This window comes from Actinokineospora sp. NPDC051303, assembly GCF_055586285.1.
This window is the reverse complement of record NZ_JBVJIN010000003.1, coordinates 254,395-269,926: the sequence shown is the minus strand read 5'-3', so window position 1 is coordinate 269,926 and position 15,532 is coordinate 254,395. Positions and strand designations below refer to the sequence as shown.

The following is a 15,532-nucleotide window of genomic DNA, read 5'->3' as shown; positions in this document are numbered from 1 at the left end:
CGCCCCCGCATGACCCTGAACTGGGCCACCCCCACCGAAAAACTCAACGAACTCCTGATCAACCACGGTGTCGCACCCACCACCTGAGACCAAGGCCCCAAAGAAACCACTCCACCCCATCGAGCAACCCCCCACAATCAGTGAAGATCAGCCCCATACACCTTCTCAACAGCGATAGAGATCAAAACCCGCCGATCCGAAACCATCACCGACCGATATTCATCCCAATCAGGATGCTCCCCAGCAGCAGCCCGGTAGTAATCCACCAAAGCCTGCACCTCAACCCCATGAGGATCACTCCCCGGCCCCACCAGCGTGACCGTCCCCTCAGCCGTAGCCCAGGCCCGACCATCAGCGCTGGTCACCTCAAGCGCCGCCCGAGGGTCCCGCCGAAGGTTCGCGACCTTCGCCGTCCACTCCCTGGTAGACACCCGGATAACACCAGCAGCCCGGTCGTAAGCAGGCTGAACAGGAGAGAGCTGCGGTCGCCCATCGGACTTGATCGTCGCGAGAACCCCGATAGTGCTCCGCGCGAGCAGTTCGTGCGGGTCGAACAGCGTGTCTGTCATGTCAGGGCCAACGCGCCATCCAGCACGCGGTATTCCACCCGCTGCGATCTGGCCTAGGCCTCGGGCGCGTCGATGGCGAAGATCAGGCAGAACGGGTGTCCGGCCGGGTCGAGGAAGACGCGGAAGTCGGATTCCTCGTGGGGCTCGGTCACCCGGATCGCGCCGAGCGCCAGGACCTCGCGCTCGGCGGCGTCGATGTCGTCAACGAAGACGTCAAGGTGAGCCTGCTGGGAGCCCGCCGGATCGGGGAAGCGGGGCGGGGTGTGTTCCGGGGCCCGTTGGAACGCCAGCCGCCTGCCTTCGCCGTCGACCACGACGACCCAGGCGCCGTCGTCCTCGGTCACCTCGCCGCCCACGAGCGCCGCGTAGAAGTCCGCGAGCCGCCGGGGTTCGCGGGTGTCGAGGACGACGTTGCGCAGTTTTCCGATCATAGTGCGGAGATTACCGCGCCACGCTAGTGGCAAACCTGCGTGCGTGAGGTGACGCGGCGGGCGGATTCCGGTTCACTGGTGGAGATCGTCTATCTGAGGGGAAACCATGAGTTGGACCAGCTCCAGCACGATAAAGCTTAGGGTGAACGGGGAAAACCGGGTCATCACGGTCGACAATCGCACCACGCTGCTCGACGCGCTGCGGGATCACCTTGACCTGACCGGCACCAAGAAAGGGTGTGACCACGGGCAGTGCGGCGCCTGCACGGTGCTGGTCGACGGCAGGCGGGTCAATTCCTGCCTCCGGTTCGCCGTCGCCGCGGAAGGGGCAGCGGTCACCACGATCGAGGGATTGGCCGAGGGCGACGACCTGCATTCGGTGCAGCAGGCGTTTCTGGACTTCGACGCCTACCAGTGCGGCTACTGCACCCCTGGGCAAATCTGCGCGGCGGTGGCGGTGCTGGACGAGCACGCGGCGGGCTGGCCGAGCGCTGTCACCGACGACCTCTCCCCCGCGAACGGCGTTCCCTTGGCGGAAGCCGAGATCCGCGAGCGGATGAGCGGAAACCTGTGCCGCTGCGGGACTTACGGCGCCATCGTGCGCGCGGTGGCGAGCGTGGCGCGGTGAGGGAGTTCGGCTACCACCGCGCGTCCACTGTGGACGACGCGGTCGCGCTGCTCGACCGGGAGCCCGGTGCCCGCGTCCTGGGTGGCGGGACGAATCTGGTCGACCTGATGAAGTCCGGCGTCGAGGAGCCCAGCCTGCTCATCGACGTGCGCGAGTTGCCGCTCGGCCTGGTCGAGCCGACCGGGGACGGCGGGCTGCGGATCGGGGCGACGGTCGCCAACAGCGACTTGGCCGCGCACCCGGAGGTCCGCCGCCGCTGGCCCGCGCTGGCGCAGGCCCTGCTGGCGGGCGCGTCCGGGCAGGTGCGCAACATGGCCACGGTCGGCGGGAACCTGCTCCAGCGCACCCGCTGCCCGTACTTCACGAACGCCGCCATGCCCTGCAACAAGCGGGTTCCGGGCAGCGGGTGCGCCGCGCTCGGCGGGGAGCACCGCAACCACGCTGTCCTCGACTGGACCGAGCACTGCTTGGCCACCCATCCCTCGGACATGGCGGTCGCGCTCACCGCCTTCGATGCCGTGGTGACCGTCGCGACGCCCACCGGGGAGACCGACATCCCGTTGTCCGACTTCTACCTCCCGGTCGGGCAGACCCCGCATCGGGAGACTGTGCTGCCCGCCGCCGGGCTGATCACCGCGGTCACGCTGCCCGGGTCGCCGGTGGCGGCCCGGTCGCGGTACCGGAAGGCGCGGGAGCGGGCGGCTTTCGCGTTCGCCATCGGGTCGGTCGCCGCCGCGGTGGAGGTGGTCGACGGGCAGGTGCGGGACGCGCGGCTGGCTTTCGGCGCGGTCGCCTCGCGGCCGTGGCGGGCGCGGGCGGGCGAGCAGGTGTTGATCGGCTCGCCCGCTGTTCCCGAGACGTTCGCCGCAGCGGCCGACGCGGAGCTGTCCGCGGCGAAACCGTTGCCGGGCAACGGGCACAAGGTCACGCTGATCCGCGAACTCACGGTCGCGGTGCTGTCGGAACTCACCAGGGAGGCGAGCCGATGATTCGGGTGGAAGGCCGCGCGAAGGTCACCGGGGCCGCCCGGTACGCCGGGGACGTCGCCGCGCCGGGCCAGGCGCACGGCAGGCTGGTGTCGGCCACGATCGCCCGCGGCCGGGTCGTGTCCATCGATGATGAGGCGGCCCTGGCGCTGCCCGGCGTCCTCGCCGTGCTGCACCACGGCAACGCGCCGCGCCTGGCCGAGGTGGTGGGCAGGCTGGGGCCGGACGCGTCAACGCGGGTGCTCCAGTCCGACCGGGTGCCGCACGCGGGCTGGCCGGTCGCGCTGGTGGTCGCGGAGACCGCGGAGCGGGCGCGCGCGGCGGCGGACGCGCTGACGGTGACCTACGCGGAAGAGGCGCACGACGTCGCGTTCTCCGCCGACCACCCGGGCCTCTACACCCCCGAGCGGGTGTTCCCCTACGAGCCAGCGGTCACTGTCGTCGGCGACGTGGACGCCGAACTGGCCGCCGCGGCGGTCACCGTGGACGAGACGTACACGACGCCCTCGGCGCACCACGCCGCGCTGGAGCCGCACGCGGCCATCGCGCACTGGCGCGACGGCCGCCTCGACGTGGTGGACTCGAACCAGGGCGCGTTCGTCATCGCGGCGGACCTGGCCGGGCTCTTCGCGCTGGACCCGGCGGCGGTGCGGGTGCGCGCCGAGCACGTCGGCGGCGGGTTCGGCGGCAAGGCGGTCACCGGCGCGCACGTGCTGCTGGCGGTGATGGCCACGCTGCGGCTCGGCCGTCCGGTGCGGGTCGCGCTCAGCCGCGCGCAGGTCTTCGCCCTCACCGGCCACCGACCCGCGACCGCGCAACGGCTCCGGCTCGGCGCCGACCCGGACGGACGGCTGCGCGCCTTGGACCACGACAGCACGACAGCCACCTCCACCCTGCACGAGTACGTCGAGGGGACCGGGGCAGGCACCCGCGTGCTCTACGCCGCCGACGCGCTGCGAATCAGCCACCGGGTGACGCGCCTGGACGTGCCAACACCGCGCATGATGCGCGCGCCGGGAAAGGCACCCGGCTCGTTCGCCCTGGAGTCCGCCCTGGACGAACTCGCGCACCGCTGCGGCGTCGACCCGATCGCGCTGCGGCTGCGCAACGAGCCAGCGGCGGGCCCGGTCACCGGGTGGCCGTTCAGCAGCCGCAACCTGGCAACGTGCTTCACCGAGGGCGCCCGCCGGTTCAGCTGGGACGCCCGCGACCCACGCCCGGGCGTGCGCCAGGAGGGGCGGTGGCTGGTGGGCACCGGAACAGCGGCGTCGGTGTTCCCAGCGTTGTCCGTCCCCGCATCGGCGGCGGCGACCGCCGAACCCAACGGCACAGTGACGATCCGCATCGGCGCGACCGACCTGGGCACCGGGGCACGCACCGCGCTCACCCTGCTCGCCGCCGAGGCGCTGAACCTGCCGGTCAACAGGGTCCGCGTGCTCATCGGCGACAGCGACTTCGGCCCGTCCCCCCTGGCAGGCGGCTCGTGGGGCACAAGTTCATGGGGAGCCGCAGTCGTCAAGGCCGCGACCAAGCTCCGAGACACACTCGCCAAGCCGATCCCCGCCGAGGGCATCACCGTCGTCAGCGACACCACGACCGACTTCGGCGCCCGCACCGAGCGACACCGCCTGTCCTTCGGCGCGCAATTCGCCGAAACGGCGGTCGACGTCACCACCGGCGAGGTCCGGGTACGGCGCCTACTCGGCGTCTTCGCGGTCGGCCGGGTGATCAACCCCACCGCAGCCCACGGCCAACTAGTCGGGGCCATGACGATGGGCCTTTCCCAGGCACTCCACGAGGAAGCACTCTGGGACCAAACACTCGGCACACAGATCAACGCCGACCTGGCGGGCTACCACATCGCCACCAACGCAGACACCCCCACCATCGAGGCCACCTGGGTAGACGACCCAGACCCAGACCTCCCCGGCGGCATCAAGGGCCTAGGCGAGATCGGCATCGTCGGCACCGCCGCCGCGATCGCCAACGCGGTCTGGCACGCAACCGGCGTCCGCCACCGCCACCTCCCCATCCGACCGGACCGGGTCCTACTCGCCAAACCGACCACGGAGTGATCCGACCACAGACTGATCGAGATAGAGCTTGGCGGGGCAGGCCTTCCTACCAGCAGGAACCTGGCCCTGCCAGGTGCTCGATGGGGTGGAGTGGTTTCTTCGGGGGAGAAGGAAGATCGCTAAGCTGGCTGCGCGTGTGAGGCCGGAGGCTTCCCACCCGTCTTTCACACGGCGATCTTCCTTCGTAGGGGCCCCGAAGAAACCACTCCACCCCATCGAGCCCACCACGAAACCCAGCCCACGAGCAGACCCGCCAGCACCGCAGTTCCCACGCAAGCCGTCCACCCATTTTCCCAAAGATTGAGAACGGTCGACCCGATTCACCCCCCAGCTAATGATCAATCGCGACCAGCCCAGCCCGATCGTTGTTCCGCCGAGTCTTGGTCCACCCGTTGTGACCGCGGATCAACCGGATCAGAGCGCGCCACGAGGTGATGTAGAAGGTGTAGATGTAGAGGGCGTAGGCGAATCCGTAGCCGAGGCCGCGCAGAAAACTGGTCTCCGGTTCGCAGCGTTTCCGGTAGATCGGGCCCCAGATGACGAAGGGCAGCAGCCCGAAGGAGCCGTAGACCGCGAACAGGATCCACGCGCCCTCGCTGAACCACGCCCAGACCTGGGCCGGGTCGCCCGCCGCGCGGATGCCCAGCAGGATGAACGGGATCGGGTAGACCAGGGTGCCCAGGAGTTGCAGCCACGGCTGGGCCAGGTAGTACATCATCTCGGCGGCGCCCAGGGTGGACAGGTGCTTGGAGTCCCAGATCCGCCGCACGTACCGGATGCACTGCATGGTGCCCTGGCCCCAGCGGGTGCGTTGGGCGAGGAACCGGCGCAGGCTGTAGAGGGCTTCCTGGTCGACGTGGGTGTCCACAGTGAACCCGGTCTTCCAGCCCTCGGTGAGCAGGTGGACGCCGAGTTCGAAGTCCTCAAGCAGCGCGCCGCGCCAGGGGCCGTGGCCGTCTTCTGCGATCGAGTCCAGTGCCGACAGTCGGGTGAACTGTCCGTTGCCGCCCATGGAGATGGTGCCGGTGATTCCGCGTGACATCTGGATCGCGGCGATGGCGGCGCGGAACTCCAGGTCCTGCAACCGGACCATCATCCGGCCGAACCGGCGCTTGACCGGGCCGCCCCTGGTGGGGGACGTGCCCCGGTTGCTCATCCGCACGTCGACCTGGACCGCGCCGATCGCGGGATTGCCGAACAGGTGGTCGGCGGCGCAGACCGACAGGCAGTTGGCCCCGGGCCTGCCGTCGGCGTCGACCACGACCACCACGACGCGCTCGGGGTCGTGGTGGGAGCCGAGCCAGTCCTTGAGCGCGCTGTAGGCGGAGTTCAGGGCGTCGCCCTTGCCGGTGCGGGCTTCGGGGCGGTAGCGGCGCACCAGGTGCACGTTGCCGTCCGCCCTCGGCCCCGTGCCGCGCAGGCCGGTGACCACCGCCACGGTCGCGTCGTCGGAGTCGTCGTCCACGACCCAGATGTGCGCGTGCGGGAAGTGGCCGCGCAGGTAGCGGATCGTGTCGCCGATCACGGCTTCCTCGTCCCGGCACGGGACGAAGAAGTGCCACTCGAACCTGTCCGCGTGCCCGGCGGGAAGCGGGCGGTAGCGCAGGAACGGCACCACGATCAGGATGACGTAGGTGATGAAGGTGACGCTCATGGTCAGCGCCATCGCCTGGGTCAGGCCCAGCAGGAGGCTCAGGTTCACCGCTGCGACCGCGGCTGACGTGTCGAAAGCCACACGAACAGCACGAGGGCGAGCGCGCCGCCGATGATGCTGATCATGGAGCCGATCAGGGTGTGGCCCCAGTAGTAGCCGCGGTCGGTGCCCAGCCAGTCGATCAGGCCGACCAGGCCGAGGATGCGCAACTGGTTGACCACGATCACCGCGACGCCCGCGACGGCGAGCCCGATGAGCACGCGGGGGGCGATGCGCGGGCGCAGCGCGACCATCACGGCTCCGACCAGGATCAACGGCAGCAGCAGGAACGCCGAGGTGCACTCCGGGCTCATCTGCAGGCCGAAGGCCTGGTCGGTGCCGAGGCCGAAGTAGACGGACTGGCGCTCGGGGGCGAGCCAGACCCCGGAGGACGAGGTCAGCCGGATGAACACGGCGGCCAGCGCCATCTCGGCGGTGCGGAACGCGCGGTTGGCGATGATCAGCGCGGCGGCCACCGCGACCAAGGCAACAACCAGGAGCTTTGCGCCAATAGTGCTCCCCCTTACGGGTGAGGCCGGTAACGATCCAGCAAAGGCCACAGGTGTCTCCTCCGTGCTCTCACTTCGTGACGCCCTGCGTCATCGTTGATCGGATACCCGCCCCCGCACGGGTGGTCATCCTAAATTAGAGTGACATACCCCGCCGGAATGCACACCGTCCGTGTCTATGGTTCAGTCTAAGCCGCAACATCAACACAATCGTGCTGACCCCGCGTGTCCGTTATAGCGCTGGCTCGTTGGGTAGATGGCACGACTGTCATAACCGATGCACGACCGACAGCGACCCCCGATCGAGTGGTTCACCACCCGGACGGGCTAAGTCGCCAACCCTTATTGGAGTTCTTAATGCAGATGAGACTGGTGCGCCGCGGCGGCATGGTCGCCGTTGCCGCCGCCGCTGCGCTGCTGGTGGGGACCATGCCCGCCTCGGCGGCCCCAGGCGACGGCTCCGCCTACGCCGCCGAGGTCGGCGTGACCCTGCTCGGCCAGCCCGCCGTCCAGGTCGGCCCGCTCTCGCCGAGCCACACCGACGGCCCGACCGATTCGCAGCTTGCCACCGTCGACGTCCCCGGCGTGCTCAGCACGGGCCTGGTGACCAGTTCCGCCAAGCGCGACGAGGCCACCGGCATCGTGCACTCCAAGGCGACGGTGACCGATGTCAACGTGGCCCTGGCCGCGCTGGGCTCGGTCAAGGCGATCGACGTCGACTGCGAGGCCACCCAGGCGGGCACGACCGGCAAGACCTCGCTGGTCGGCGTGAAGCTCGCGGGGGTCAAGGTCGACTCGAACCCCGCGCCGAACACCGTGATCTCGCTCCCGCTGGTGACGATCGTCTTCAACGAGCAGATCAAGAACGACGACGGCAGCCTCACCGTCAACGGTGTGCACATCAAGCTCAACGCCCTGCTGGGCAAGGGCGATGTCGTGCTGAGCAGCGCCACCTGCGGCCCGGCCGCCCCGCCGGTCCCGCTCGCCTCTGGCGCCGGTCTCTGGATCGGCCTTGGCCTGGTCGGCCTCGTCGCCATCCCGGTCGGCATCACCGTGCTGCGCAGGCGCCAGGCGTCGGCCGCGGTCTGAGTCCGGAGGTCCAGACCGTGTACCGAGCTCCAACCGGAGGCGCCGTCGGCGGTGGCGCTGGCCTCGCCGCCACCGGCGCCGATGTGGGGTGGTGGATCGCGCTGGCGATCGCCCTGCTCATCACCGGGGCGCTGCTGATCCACGCGAATCGGCGTAGGAAGCAGACCCAGTAGGTCGGCAGGCGTACTCCGGGCGGGCACGTCCCGCCCGGAGTACGCCTGTGTCCGAGTTCTCCAGCGCCCCTAACCGGAAGATTCCAGCCACATGCGCGATGAAGTGCTTCTGCTAGTCGGGACCAGGCCAGAGGCCCTGAAGGTGGCGCCGGTGGCGCTCGCCCTGCGCGGCCATCCCCGGCTGCGGCCCGTGATCGTCCACAGTGGACAACACGAGGGCATGGTCGAGCAGGCGCTCGCCCCGTTCGGCCTCACGCCGGACGAGACGTTGTCGGTGGACCGGCAGGGGGGCGGCGTCGCCGAGCTCGTCGCCGGGCTGCTGCCCGCGTTCGACGCCGTCATCGCCCGCCGCGCGCCAGCGGCGGTCATGGTGCACGGCGACACCGCGACCACGCTCACCGGCGCGCTGGCCGCGTTCTGGCGGCGGGTGCCGGTGGCGCACCTGGAGGCGGGCCTGCGCACCGGGGACCTGACCGCCCCGTTCCCCGAGGAGGCCAACCGGCAGATGGTCGCCCGGATCGCCGCGCTGCACCTCGCGCCCACCGTCGGCGCCGCGGCCGCGCTGCGGGCGGAGTCCGTGCCGGACGAGTCGATCGTGGTCACCGGCAACACCGTTGTCGACGCGGTCCAGCACATCGCGGCGGCCGATCTGCCCGCCGTCGACCCGGCCCTGGCGCGGGTCGAGGCAAGTGGCGGCAGGCTGGTCTTGGTCACCGTGCACCGCCGCGAGTCCTGGGGCGCGCCCCTCGACGACGTCCTGCACGCCGTGCGCACCATGGTCGAACGCCACCCGGACGTGCGGGTCGTGCTGCCCGCGCACCCGAACCCCGACGTCCGCGCCCAGGTCACCCGAGCCCTGGGCGGCCGCCCCCGGATCACGGTCACCGAGCCACTGGACTACTCCGACCTCGTCCGCACCCTCCGCCGCGCCGCCCTGGTCCTGACCGACTCCGGCGGCATCCAGGAAGAAGCCCCCAGCTTCGGCGCGCCCGTCCTGGTCGCCCGCGACACCACCGAACGCCAGGAGGCGATCGACGCGGGCTGCGCCTGGCTGGTCGGCACCGACCCCACCCGCATCCTCGACGCCGCCGACCGAATCCTCACCACCAACCACCGCGTCCCCGCCGACCGAAACCCCTTCGGCGACGGCCGCGCCGCCCACCGGGTCCGCACCGCCCTCGACCGACTCCTCGACACGGGCGACAGCCCGGAAGTCCCCAGCACCCCTGTGCTGCTGACGACCGCGACCGACGCGACGGCTCAACTGTCCCCTTAGGACGGTCGGAATCGGAAAGCGTTGGGGCGCCGAGGTCGCGGACCAGCTTGTCGGCGAGAGTCAGTAGTCGGGGATCAAGCGTTGGGGATGCGGTCGAAGGCGGTCTTGGCGAGGGCGCGGGCGATCGCGCAGTTGTCCTTGGCTCGGCCTGCCTCGGAGTAGAACAGGGTGCTGATCAGCAGGGTGCCGCCCGGCTGGTCCTTGGCGACCGGGGCGAGGCGCACGCGGATGTCGCAGTCGTGGACGGCGGCGGTGTTTTCCTTGCGTTCGGTGGCGTGGTTTCCGCCGATGTCGATGACCTGGTCCCCGGGCTCGGAGTCGTCCAGGGTGAGGGTGACGCCGACCAGGCCGGAGAAGTCCCGCGACTCCTGGAACGAGAAGCCGCAGTCCGAGGGGCTGACCGACTTCTTTTCCGTGGCCGGGAAGCCGACCTCGGCCTCGACGTCGGCGGCGGTGAGCAGGCCCTTGCACTCCGAGGGCTTGAGGACCTTCTTCGGGGTGGCGATGCGCGTCTCGCCGTCGGGTTGGCCGGTGGCGGGCGTGGTTGCGGGCGGGGGCTCGGTGGCGCCGCCGCAGGCGGACGCACCGGTGACGATGAGCAGGCTGAGGAAGCCGACGCCGAGGCGAAGTCGGTTGTTGGTCATCGGTCGTCGGGGACCTGCCCGGTTGGCGTGTGGTCCCCGTCCCCCTTTCATCCGGGTCCAACAGCAGCAGCACCCTACCGCAGCGGGCGGCGGCGGTGATGATCATCTACCGTTGACAGTCCTCAAGGGACCGCTAGTATGCCGCCGGTCAGGCACTGACCTGACCCGGTCGAGATGACAAGCACACAACCCTGGGGGGCCACACGTGCCTACGATCCATCCGCAGTCCATTCACAACTTCGGTGTCTGGTCCAGCGGCGTCGCAAACCAGTTCACCAGCCAGGTGCAGTCGCAGATGTCTCAGCAAGGCTGCAACAAGGAGGGCTTCGACGGCCTGCTCATTCCGCTGCAGGCCGCGATGGACCTCCTGCGCGGCATCACCGAGCAGGTCAACAAGGGGTTCAGCGGCAAGCTGACCAGCATCGCCATGGGTCTGGAGGCGACCGCCAACCAGTACCAGGGCGTCGAGCAGCACAACACGAACCTGATCAGCCAAGCCCCGGCCAGGGGCTGAGCCCATGACCACCGCATACTCCCCCGCCTCCTACGGCGAGTGGCAGGACATCACCCCGATCCAGCCCACCGAGATCACCTCGGAGAAGAAAAGCCTCGCCGACGAGGTGCAGGGCAAGCACCCGGCCCTCGACACCGTCGACTTCGTGTGGACGAACATCATCGGCCCGATGATCGGCAAGCCGGAAAGCCTCTACGACCTGTTGTTCAAGCCCATCGCGGGCGACTTCAACCGGATCAGGGCCAACGGCGCCGCTTTTGAAGACGCGGGCAAGATGTACTGGGACATCGCCGGGAACCTCGGCAAGAACGCCGCCACCCTGACCAGCGAACACTGGACCGGCGACGCGGCGAACTCGTTCAACAGCTTCATCCAGATTGTCGCCACCGGCGCCCTGTACATCGCGAAAACCTGCTGCGACTGGCTGAAAAAGGGTTTCAACAAGCTCGCCGACGTCTCGATCAAAATCGCCGACACCTGCGCCACCCTGCTCAACACGGTCATCGAGAAACTCGTCAAGCTCGCCGCGAAGGTCATCCCCGGCTTCGGCACCCTGTGGTCGATCGCGGAATGGGTGATCAGCGGCTTCGAGGACTTCCCCTACATCAGCGACGCGCAAGATATCGTCAGCGGCATCCAGTCCATCATCACCCTCTTCGAGAACCTGGAATCCCTGGTCCAGTCCGCCAACGCCTATTGGGACGCCTTCAAGTCGGTGGTCGACGCCGTCGGCCACGTCCCCGACATCAACAACACCCACGACGCGGTGGACACCGGCAAGCAGATCAGCCAAAGCATCAGCGACATGCAAGCGGCCCGCGAGGCAATAGACCAGAAAACCGGCGAAATCACCAAGCAACTCGGCGACATGGACTCGAAGGCCCCCAAGTAGGCGTTCGACCCACAGATAAGGAGTCACAGGTGGTCGACCCGTCTGCCTTCGAGAACTTCAAAACCACAGCCATGCTCCGCGCCGAACAACAACTCGGCGACGCAGCAGAACGAGCCCAACAAGCCGCAGCCAAGGCCCAACGCGAACACGATGAGAAGAAGCGGGCAGAACAGCCCCCTTCCAAGGAAGAGATCGACAACCTCAAGGCTTACGCCATCGGCCCAAAGGCGGCCCCGGAGTGGCGGCGCGTCGTGGAGAAAATCGAAACAGGCCAGTTGAGTTGGGAGGCCATCGCTTCCGGCAAAGTCGGCGACGACCCCGACTTCTCCGCCGCCGTCTCAGCACAAAACCGCTTGGCAGCGGAACGAGCAGTAGCCGCCCAACAACAGAAGTCACAACGAGACTGGGACGACGACGACTTCTCCAACAACTCTTTTATGGACAAACGCAAGCCGTAGCTTGGTCGAACCGCTCGGGCTGCTACGGGGGCTGGGCGGGGTAGGTTGGCTGCCCAAGCCCATCGGGCGTCGGTCTCCCGCCTTGCCCAGCCCACCACCGAAAGCGACAGGCCAAGACCAACAGCCTGTTTGGGTGGTTCGCCTTGATTTGGGGGAAATGGGCCTAAACTCGCGGCGCGGGTGGGGTTCCTTCGCCCCGCCTTTTAACCCGCGCAGGCCCATTTCGAGGGGCCCCAAATCAAGGCGAACCACCCAAACAGGCACCCACCACCAGCGCCCCCAACGAGCCAACTCACCCCCGATTAGCCCGCACCAGCAGATAACCCAAAAACGGCCCACCACACACCGCCGTAAGCACCCCCACCGGCACCTCAACCGGCGCCAACACAACCCGAGCACCCAAATCAGCCACCGCCAACAACGCACCCCCACACGCCGCCGACGCCACCAACGCCTGCCCCCGCACCAACCGCAACGCGATCTGTGGAGCCGCCAGAGCGACAAACGCGATAGGCCCAGCAGCGGCAGTGGCAACAGCAGCCAACGCCGCCCCCACAGCCACCAACCCAGCGCGCGCGAACTCCACCCGAGTGCCCAACGACCGAGCCAGATCGTCCCCCAACTCCAACGCCCGCAACGGATGCGCGAGCCGAAACACCATCGGCGCCAACACCGCCAACGAGATCAGAACCGGCACGATGTGCGACCACGACCGACCACTGAGGCTGCCCGACAGCCACACGGTCGCCGCCCGACCCGTATAAAGATCAGCGGTCGTGAGCACATAAGCGGTGACCGACGTGAGCACCGCCGTGACCCCGATCCCCACCAGCACCAACCGATAACCAGTGACCCCTCGCCGATAAGCCAACACATAGACAGCCGCGGCGGCACCCAACGCACCAAGCAGAGCGCCGACAACCACAGCAGGCGGATCGGCCGCGAACACGACGATCAGCAGCACCGCCGCCGTCGCGGCACCAGCGTCCACACCGACGATATCCGGGCTCACCAAGGGATTCCGGGCCAGCCGCTGGAAAATCGCTCCGGACAAACCGAAACTCGCCCCGAGCGCGACCGCGCCCAGCGCGCGCGGCAGTCGCAGGTTCAGGATCACGTGTGCCGTCCGGCGGGTGCTCCCGCTCCCTCCGGCGAGCACGGAAAGCACGTCCCCCAACGGGATCGGGTAATCGCCGAACACCAACGACGCCACCAGAGCGGCCCCGGCGACACCGAACGCCGCGGCCGTGACCACGACCGTCCTCACAGCCGGGCCAGCCGTCGCCTGCGGACCAGGGCGATGAACACTGGCGCGCCGATCACGGCCGTGACGATGCCGACCTGCAACTCCTGCGGGCGGGCGAGCAGTCTGCCCAGGATGTCCGCGGCCAGCAGCACGATCGGCGCGAGGACCGCCGACCACGGCAGGATCCACCGGTAGTCCGTTCCGCCGAAGGCGCGTGCCATGTGGGGAACGGTCAGGCCGACGAACGCGATCGGGCCCGCCAGGGCAACGGCGCTGCCCGCCAGCAGCACGGACGCGGTCACCGCGACGAGTTTGCCCGCGACGACCCGCTGGCCCAGGGAGCGGGCGACGTCTTCGCCGAGGGCCAGCGCGTTGAGGGTCCGGGTCGAGCCGAGGCCGAGGGCGGCGCCGACGGCCACGAACAGGGACGCGGTCCCGATCGAGGACAGGTCCGCCGAGGTCAGCGCCCCGACCGACCAGAACCGGTACATGATGAACGTGGAGACGTCCAGCAAAGTGACCGCGGTTGTCAGACCTGTCAGCGTCGCGGTGAGCGCGGCCCCCGCCAGGGCCAGCTTGACCGGGGTCGGGCCGCCGTGACCGGCCGCCGCGAGGAGATAGACCGCGGCGCCCGCCACGGCCGCGCCGAGGAACGCGAACCAGATGTAGCCGCCCAGGGTGCCCAGGCCCAAGCCCGCGATGGCGGCCACCACCGCCAGCGCGGCGCCCGCGTTGACCGCCAGCACTTCCGGGCCCGCGAGCGGGTTGCGGGTCAGGCCCTGCATGAGCGCCCCGGCGACGCCCAGCGCCGCGCCCGCGAGCAGGCCGACGAGGGTGCGCGGCACCCGCAGGAACGCCACGATGCGCTGGGCGTCCGAGCCGTCCGGGCGCCGCCAAGCGGCCAAGACGTCACCGAAGGCGATGGTCTCGTTGCCGATCAGGACCGAGGCCAGGCAGGTCGCGGCCAGCACGGCCACCGCGCAGGCGAACGCGGCCTGCCTGCTCAGAACCGCTCCGGGTGCAGCAGCCGGGCGATGGCGGCCACCGCGTCGGCGTTGCGGACGCCGGGGCTGATCTCGGCGAAGGTGATCGCGTGGACGCGGTTGTCGCGCACGGCTGGCACGTTGGCCACCGCCGGGTCCTTCCGCAGTTCCTCGATGACCTTGTTCGCGCCTTCCGGGCCGACGTCGGCGCCGCAGCAGGCGGGCACGAGGATCACCTGCGGGGCGCGCTTGATCAACTCCTCGACGCCGATGCGGGTCATCCGGCCGGTGATGTCGTCGAAGACCTGGTCGCCGCCCGCGGCCTCGATGATCGATGTGGCCACGTCGCCCGCGCCGAAGACGCGGATATCGCCGTTGCCCGGACGGTTGATCATGGCGACGCGCGGGCGGTCCGCGACCCCGCCGAGCGTGTTCGCCACCCCGGCCACGGTGGCGCGCATCCGGTCCACCAGCGCCGTCGCCTCCCCCGGCTTGCCCAGGACGCGGCCGAGATCGGTGACGTCCCGGTAGACGCTGTCCAGCGTGGTGTCGTTGGCGGCCAAGGAAGTCTGCCCCTGACCGTCCGCGGTCGGGCAGTACTGGCTGAACAGGTAGGAGCCGATGCCCAGGTCCGCCAGCTCGGCGCGGGTGCCCAGGCCCTCGGTCGTGAACGTCCCGGTGAACCCGGACAGGACGAAATCGGGGTCGAGCCGAAGGAACTCCTCCCGGCTGGGCGCGTCGGTCGGGTAATAGGCGGGTTTACGCTCGTCCGGCCGGAACCGGGCCGCGAACTCGGGCAGGATCGGGTTGTCAAGGTAGCTCGCGCCGACCAGCCGGTCGTCCGCGCCGAGCGCGTAGACCATCTCGATCGCGTTGTGGAACGTGGCCACGATCCGCGTCGGCCGCGTCGCGGGCACCTCGATTCCGCAGTTGCGCACGGCCTCGCCCACCGGGTTCTCCTGAGCCGCAGGCGAAGCGCAGCCTGACAGTGCCAAAAGGACAGTCGCGGCTGCGGCGCGGACTCGGCGCCCGGAGCGGGCGGAAACGGGCGGGCGGGCGCTTTCGACAGCGCGATACGTGCGGACAGGCGCCATGGCGTGTCAGCTCCATCCTCGTGGACCTCACGGAAAAACCCGAGGGCGGTAACCTGACTCCCGAATCGGCCGCCCACGCGGGCGACGCCGTCTCGGTCACAGTGGCGGGACCGCGCCGGACTCGCACCGGCTTCCCCGCACCACGGGCCTCAATGTCGCAGTGACCCTAGCCGCCTGCCCGCCGCGGCACACTGTGACCTAGGACATGCACCCCGGCGGTCCTCAGTGGATGTTCGGCCGCCGAACCGCGAGTGCCCGCCGCCGACCGCGCC

17 protein-coding genes and 1 riboswitch are annotated in these 15,532 nt (G+C 69.4%); of the genes, 9 read left to right on the top strand and 8 right to left on the bottom strand.

Annotated features, from left to right (window positions below; translation table 11 throughout):
• Nucleotides 1-137: 137 nt before the first annotated feature.
• On the bottom strand, nt 138-569 hold the full coding sequence (locus ACZ6SD_RS04460; RefSeq protein WP_465315485.1) for a PPOX class F420-dependent oxidoreductase: 432 nt from the start codon (nt 567-569) through the stop codon (nt 138-140).
• 53 nt (nt 570-622) lie between these two features.
• Nucleotides 623-1,000, bottom strand: coding sequence for a VOC family protein (locus tag ACZ6SD_RS04455; RefSeq protein WP_465315484.1), 378 nt, complete (start codon nt 998-1,000; stop codon nt 623-625).
• 106 nt (nt 1,001-1,106) lie between these two features.
• On the opposite strand from ACZ6SD_RS04455, the gene ACZ6SD_RS04450 reads away from it, so the two are divergent.
• Genes ACZ6SD_RS04450 through ACZ6SD_RS04440 form a run of 3 tightly spaced genes read left to right on the top strand, consistent with a single transcriptional unit; the run spans nt 1,107 to nt 4,689 of the window.
• Nucleotides 1,107-1,628, top strand: a complete 522-nt coding sequence (locus tag ACZ6SD_RS04450) for a 2Fe-2S iron-sulfur cluster-binding protein (RefSeq protein WP_465315483.1) — start codon at nt 1,107-1,109, stop codon at nt 1,626-1,628.
• Nucleotides 1,625-2,617, top strand: a complete 993-nt coding sequence (locus ACZ6SD_RS04445) for an FAD binding domain-containing protein (RefSeq protein WP_465315482.1) — start codon at nt 1,625-1,627, stop codon at nt 2,615-2,617. Before ACZ6SD_RS04450 ends, ACZ6SD_RS04445 begins: the two co-directional genes overlap by 4 nt.
• A complete protein-coding gene (locus ACZ6SD_RS04440; RefSeq protein WP_465315481.1) occupies nt 2,614-4,689 on the top strand; it encodes a xanthine dehydrogenase family protein molybdopterin-binding subunit in 2,076 nt (691 codons plus the stop codon). Before ACZ6SD_RS04445 ends, ACZ6SD_RS04440 begins: the two co-directional genes overlap by 4 nt.
• 331 nt (nt 4,690-5,020) lie before the next feature.
• On the opposite strand, the gene ACZ6SD_RS04435 is transcribed toward ACZ6SD_RS04440, so the two are convergent.
• Nucleotides 5,021-6,343, bottom strand: a complete 1,323-nt coding sequence (locus ACZ6SD_RS04435) for a glycosyltransferase (protein WP_465315494.1) — start codon at nt 6,341-6,343, stop codon at nt 5,021-5,023.
• Nucleotides 6,344-6,387: 44 nt separating this feature from the next.
• The gene (gene xrtP, locus ACZ6SD_RS04430; protein ID WP_465315480.1) at nt 6,388-6,942 is read right to left on the bottom strand and encodes an exosortase P; all 555 of its coding nucleotides are present in this window, start codon (nt 6,940-6,942) and stop codon (nt 6,388-6,390) included.
• A 306-nt stretch (nt 6,943-7,248) separates the two neighbouring features.
• Here xrtP and ACZ6SD_RS04425 point away from each other — a divergent pair, with 306 nt between their 5' ends.
• The 3 genes from ACZ6SD_RS04425 to wecB all read left to right on the top strand — a co-directional run bounded on the left by ACZ6SD_RS04425 (nt 7,249) and on the right by wecB (nt 9,429).
• Entirely contained in the window at nt 7,249-7,980 is a 732-nt protein-coding gene (locus ACZ6SD_RS04425; RefSeq protein WP_465315479.1) for a choice-of-anchor P family protein, read from the top strand.
• A 17-nt stretch (nt 7,981-7,997) separates the two neighbouring features.
• A complete protein-coding gene (locus ACZ6SD_RS04420; RefSeq protein ID WP_091453486.1) occupies nt 7,998-8,153 on the top strand; it encodes an LPXTG cell wall anchor domain-containing protein in 156 nt (51 codons plus the stop codon).
• A 91-nt stretch (nt 8,154-8,244) separates the two neighbouring features.
• On the top strand, nt 8,245-9,429 hold the full coding sequence (gene wecB / locus ACZ6SD_RS04415) for a non-hydrolyzing UDP-N-acetylglucosamine 2-epimerase (protein ID WP_465315478.1): 1,185 nt from the start codon (nt 8,245-8,247) through the stop codon (nt 9,427-9,429).
• 74 nt (nt 9,430-9,503) lie between these two features.
• Here wecB and ACZ6SD_RS04410 read toward each other — a convergent pair whose 3' ends face one another.
• On the bottom strand, nt 9,504-10,073 hold the full coding sequence (locus ACZ6SD_RS04410) for a DUF3558 domain-containing protein (protein ID WP_465315477.1): 570 nt from the start codon (nt 10,071-10,073) through the stop codon (nt 9,504-9,506).
• Between the two features lie 295 nt (nt 10,074-10,368).
• Here ACZ6SD_RS04410 and ACZ6SD_RS04405 point away from each other — a divergent pair, with 295 nt between their 5' ends.
• The 3 genes from ACZ6SD_RS04405 to ACZ6SD_RS04395 are packed head-to-tail and all read left to right on the top strand — an operon-like array spanning nt 10,369 to nt 11,937.
• Nucleotides 10,369-10,587 carry a hypothetical protein gene (locus tag ACZ6SD_RS04405; RefSeq protein ID WP_465315476.1) on the top strand — a complete coding sequence of 73 codons (219 nt, stop codon included), beginning with the start codon at nt 10,369-10,371 and terminating at the stop codon, nt 10,585-10,587.
• Between the two features lie 4 nt (nt 10,588-10,591).
• The gene (locus ACZ6SD_RS04400) at nt 10,592-11,479 is read left to right on the top strand and encodes a hypothetical protein (protein ID WP_465315475.1); all 888 of its coding nucleotides are present in this window, start codon (nt 10,592-10,594) and stop codon (nt 11,477-11,479) included.
• Nucleotides 11,480-11,508: 29 nt separating this feature from the next.
• The gene (locus ACZ6SD_RS04395) at nt 11,509-11,937 is read left to right on the top strand and encodes a hypothetical protein (protein WP_465315474.1); all 429 of its coding nucleotides are present in this window, start codon (nt 11,509-11,511) and stop codon (nt 11,935-11,937) included.
• Nucleotides 11,938-12,229: 292 nt separating this feature from the next.
• On the opposite strand, the gene ACZ6SD_RS04390 is transcribed toward ACZ6SD_RS04395, so the two are convergent.
• From ACZ6SD_RS04390 to ACZ6SD_RS04380, 3 genes are read right to left on the bottom strand one after another with little or no spacing between them, the layout of a single operon-like run.
• Nucleotides 12,230-13,150: a FecCD family ABC transporter permease gene (locus tag ACZ6SD_RS04390; RefSeq protein WP_465315473.1), complete on the bottom strand. Its 921-nt coding sequence runs from the start codon at nt 13,148-13,150 to the stop codon at nt 12,230-12,232.
• 50 nt (nt 13,151-13,200) lie between these two features.
• The gene (locus tag ACZ6SD_RS04385) at nt 13,201-14,160 is read right to left on the bottom strand and encodes a FecCD family ABC transporter permease (protein ID WP_465315472.1); all 960 of its coding nucleotides are present in this window, start codon (nt 14,158-14,160) and stop codon (nt 13,201-13,203) included.
• A 26-nt stretch (nt 14,161-14,186) separates the two neighbouring features.
• On the bottom strand, nt 14,187-15,116 hold the full coding sequence (locus ACZ6SD_RS04380) for an ABC transporter substrate-binding protein (RefSeq protein ID WP_465315471.1): 930 nt from the start codon (nt 15,114-15,116) through the stop codon (nt 14,187-14,189).
• Between the two features lie 191 nt (nt 15,117-15,307).
• A riboswitch (cobalamin riboswitch) is annotated at nt 15,308-15,396 on the bottom strand.
• Between the last annotated feature and the right edge of the window lie 136 nt (nt 15,397-15,532).

Coding starts and splice junctions, on each gene's coding strand:
- ACZ6SD_RS04405 (WP_465315476.1), top strand. CDS start 10,369: ATGTCTCAGCAAGGCTGCAACAAGGAGGGCTTCGACGGCCTGCTCATT.
- ACZ6SD_RS04435 (WP_465315494.1), bottom strand. CDS start 6,343: ATGAGCGTCACCTTCATCACCTACGTCATCCTGATCGTGGTGCCGTTC.
- ACZ6SD_RS04460 (WP_465315485.1), bottom strand. CDS start 569: ATGACAGACACGCTGTTCGACCCGCACGAACTGCTCGCGCGGAGCACT.
- ACZ6SD_RS04455 (WP_465315484.1), bottom strand. CDS start 1,000: ATGATCGGAAAACTGCGCAACGTCGTCCTCGACACCCGCGAACCCCGG.
- ACZ6SD_RS04450 (WP_465315483.1), top strand. CDS start 1,107: ATGAGTTGGACCAGCTCCAGCACGATAAAGCTTAGGGTGAACGGGGAA.
- ACZ6SD_RS04425 (WP_465315479.1), top strand. CDS start 7,249: ATGCAGATGAGACTGGTGCGCCGCGGCGGCATGGTCGCCGTTGCCGCC.
- wecB (WP_465315478.1), top strand. CDS start 8,245: ATGCGCGATGAAGTGCTTCTGCTAGTCGGGACCAGGCCAGAGGCCCTG.
- ACZ6SD_RS04400 (WP_465315475.1), top strand. CDS start 10,592: ATGACCACCGCATACTCCCCCGCCTCCTACGGCGAGTGGCAGGACATC.
- ACZ6SD_RS04410 (WP_465315477.1), bottom strand. CDS start 10,073: ATGACCAACAACCGACTTCGCCTCGGCGTCGGCTTCCTCAGCCTGCTC.
- ACZ6SD_RS04440 (WP_465315481.1), top strand. CDS start 2,614: ATGATTCGGGTGGAAGGCCGCGCGAAGGTCACCGGGGCCGCCCGGTAC.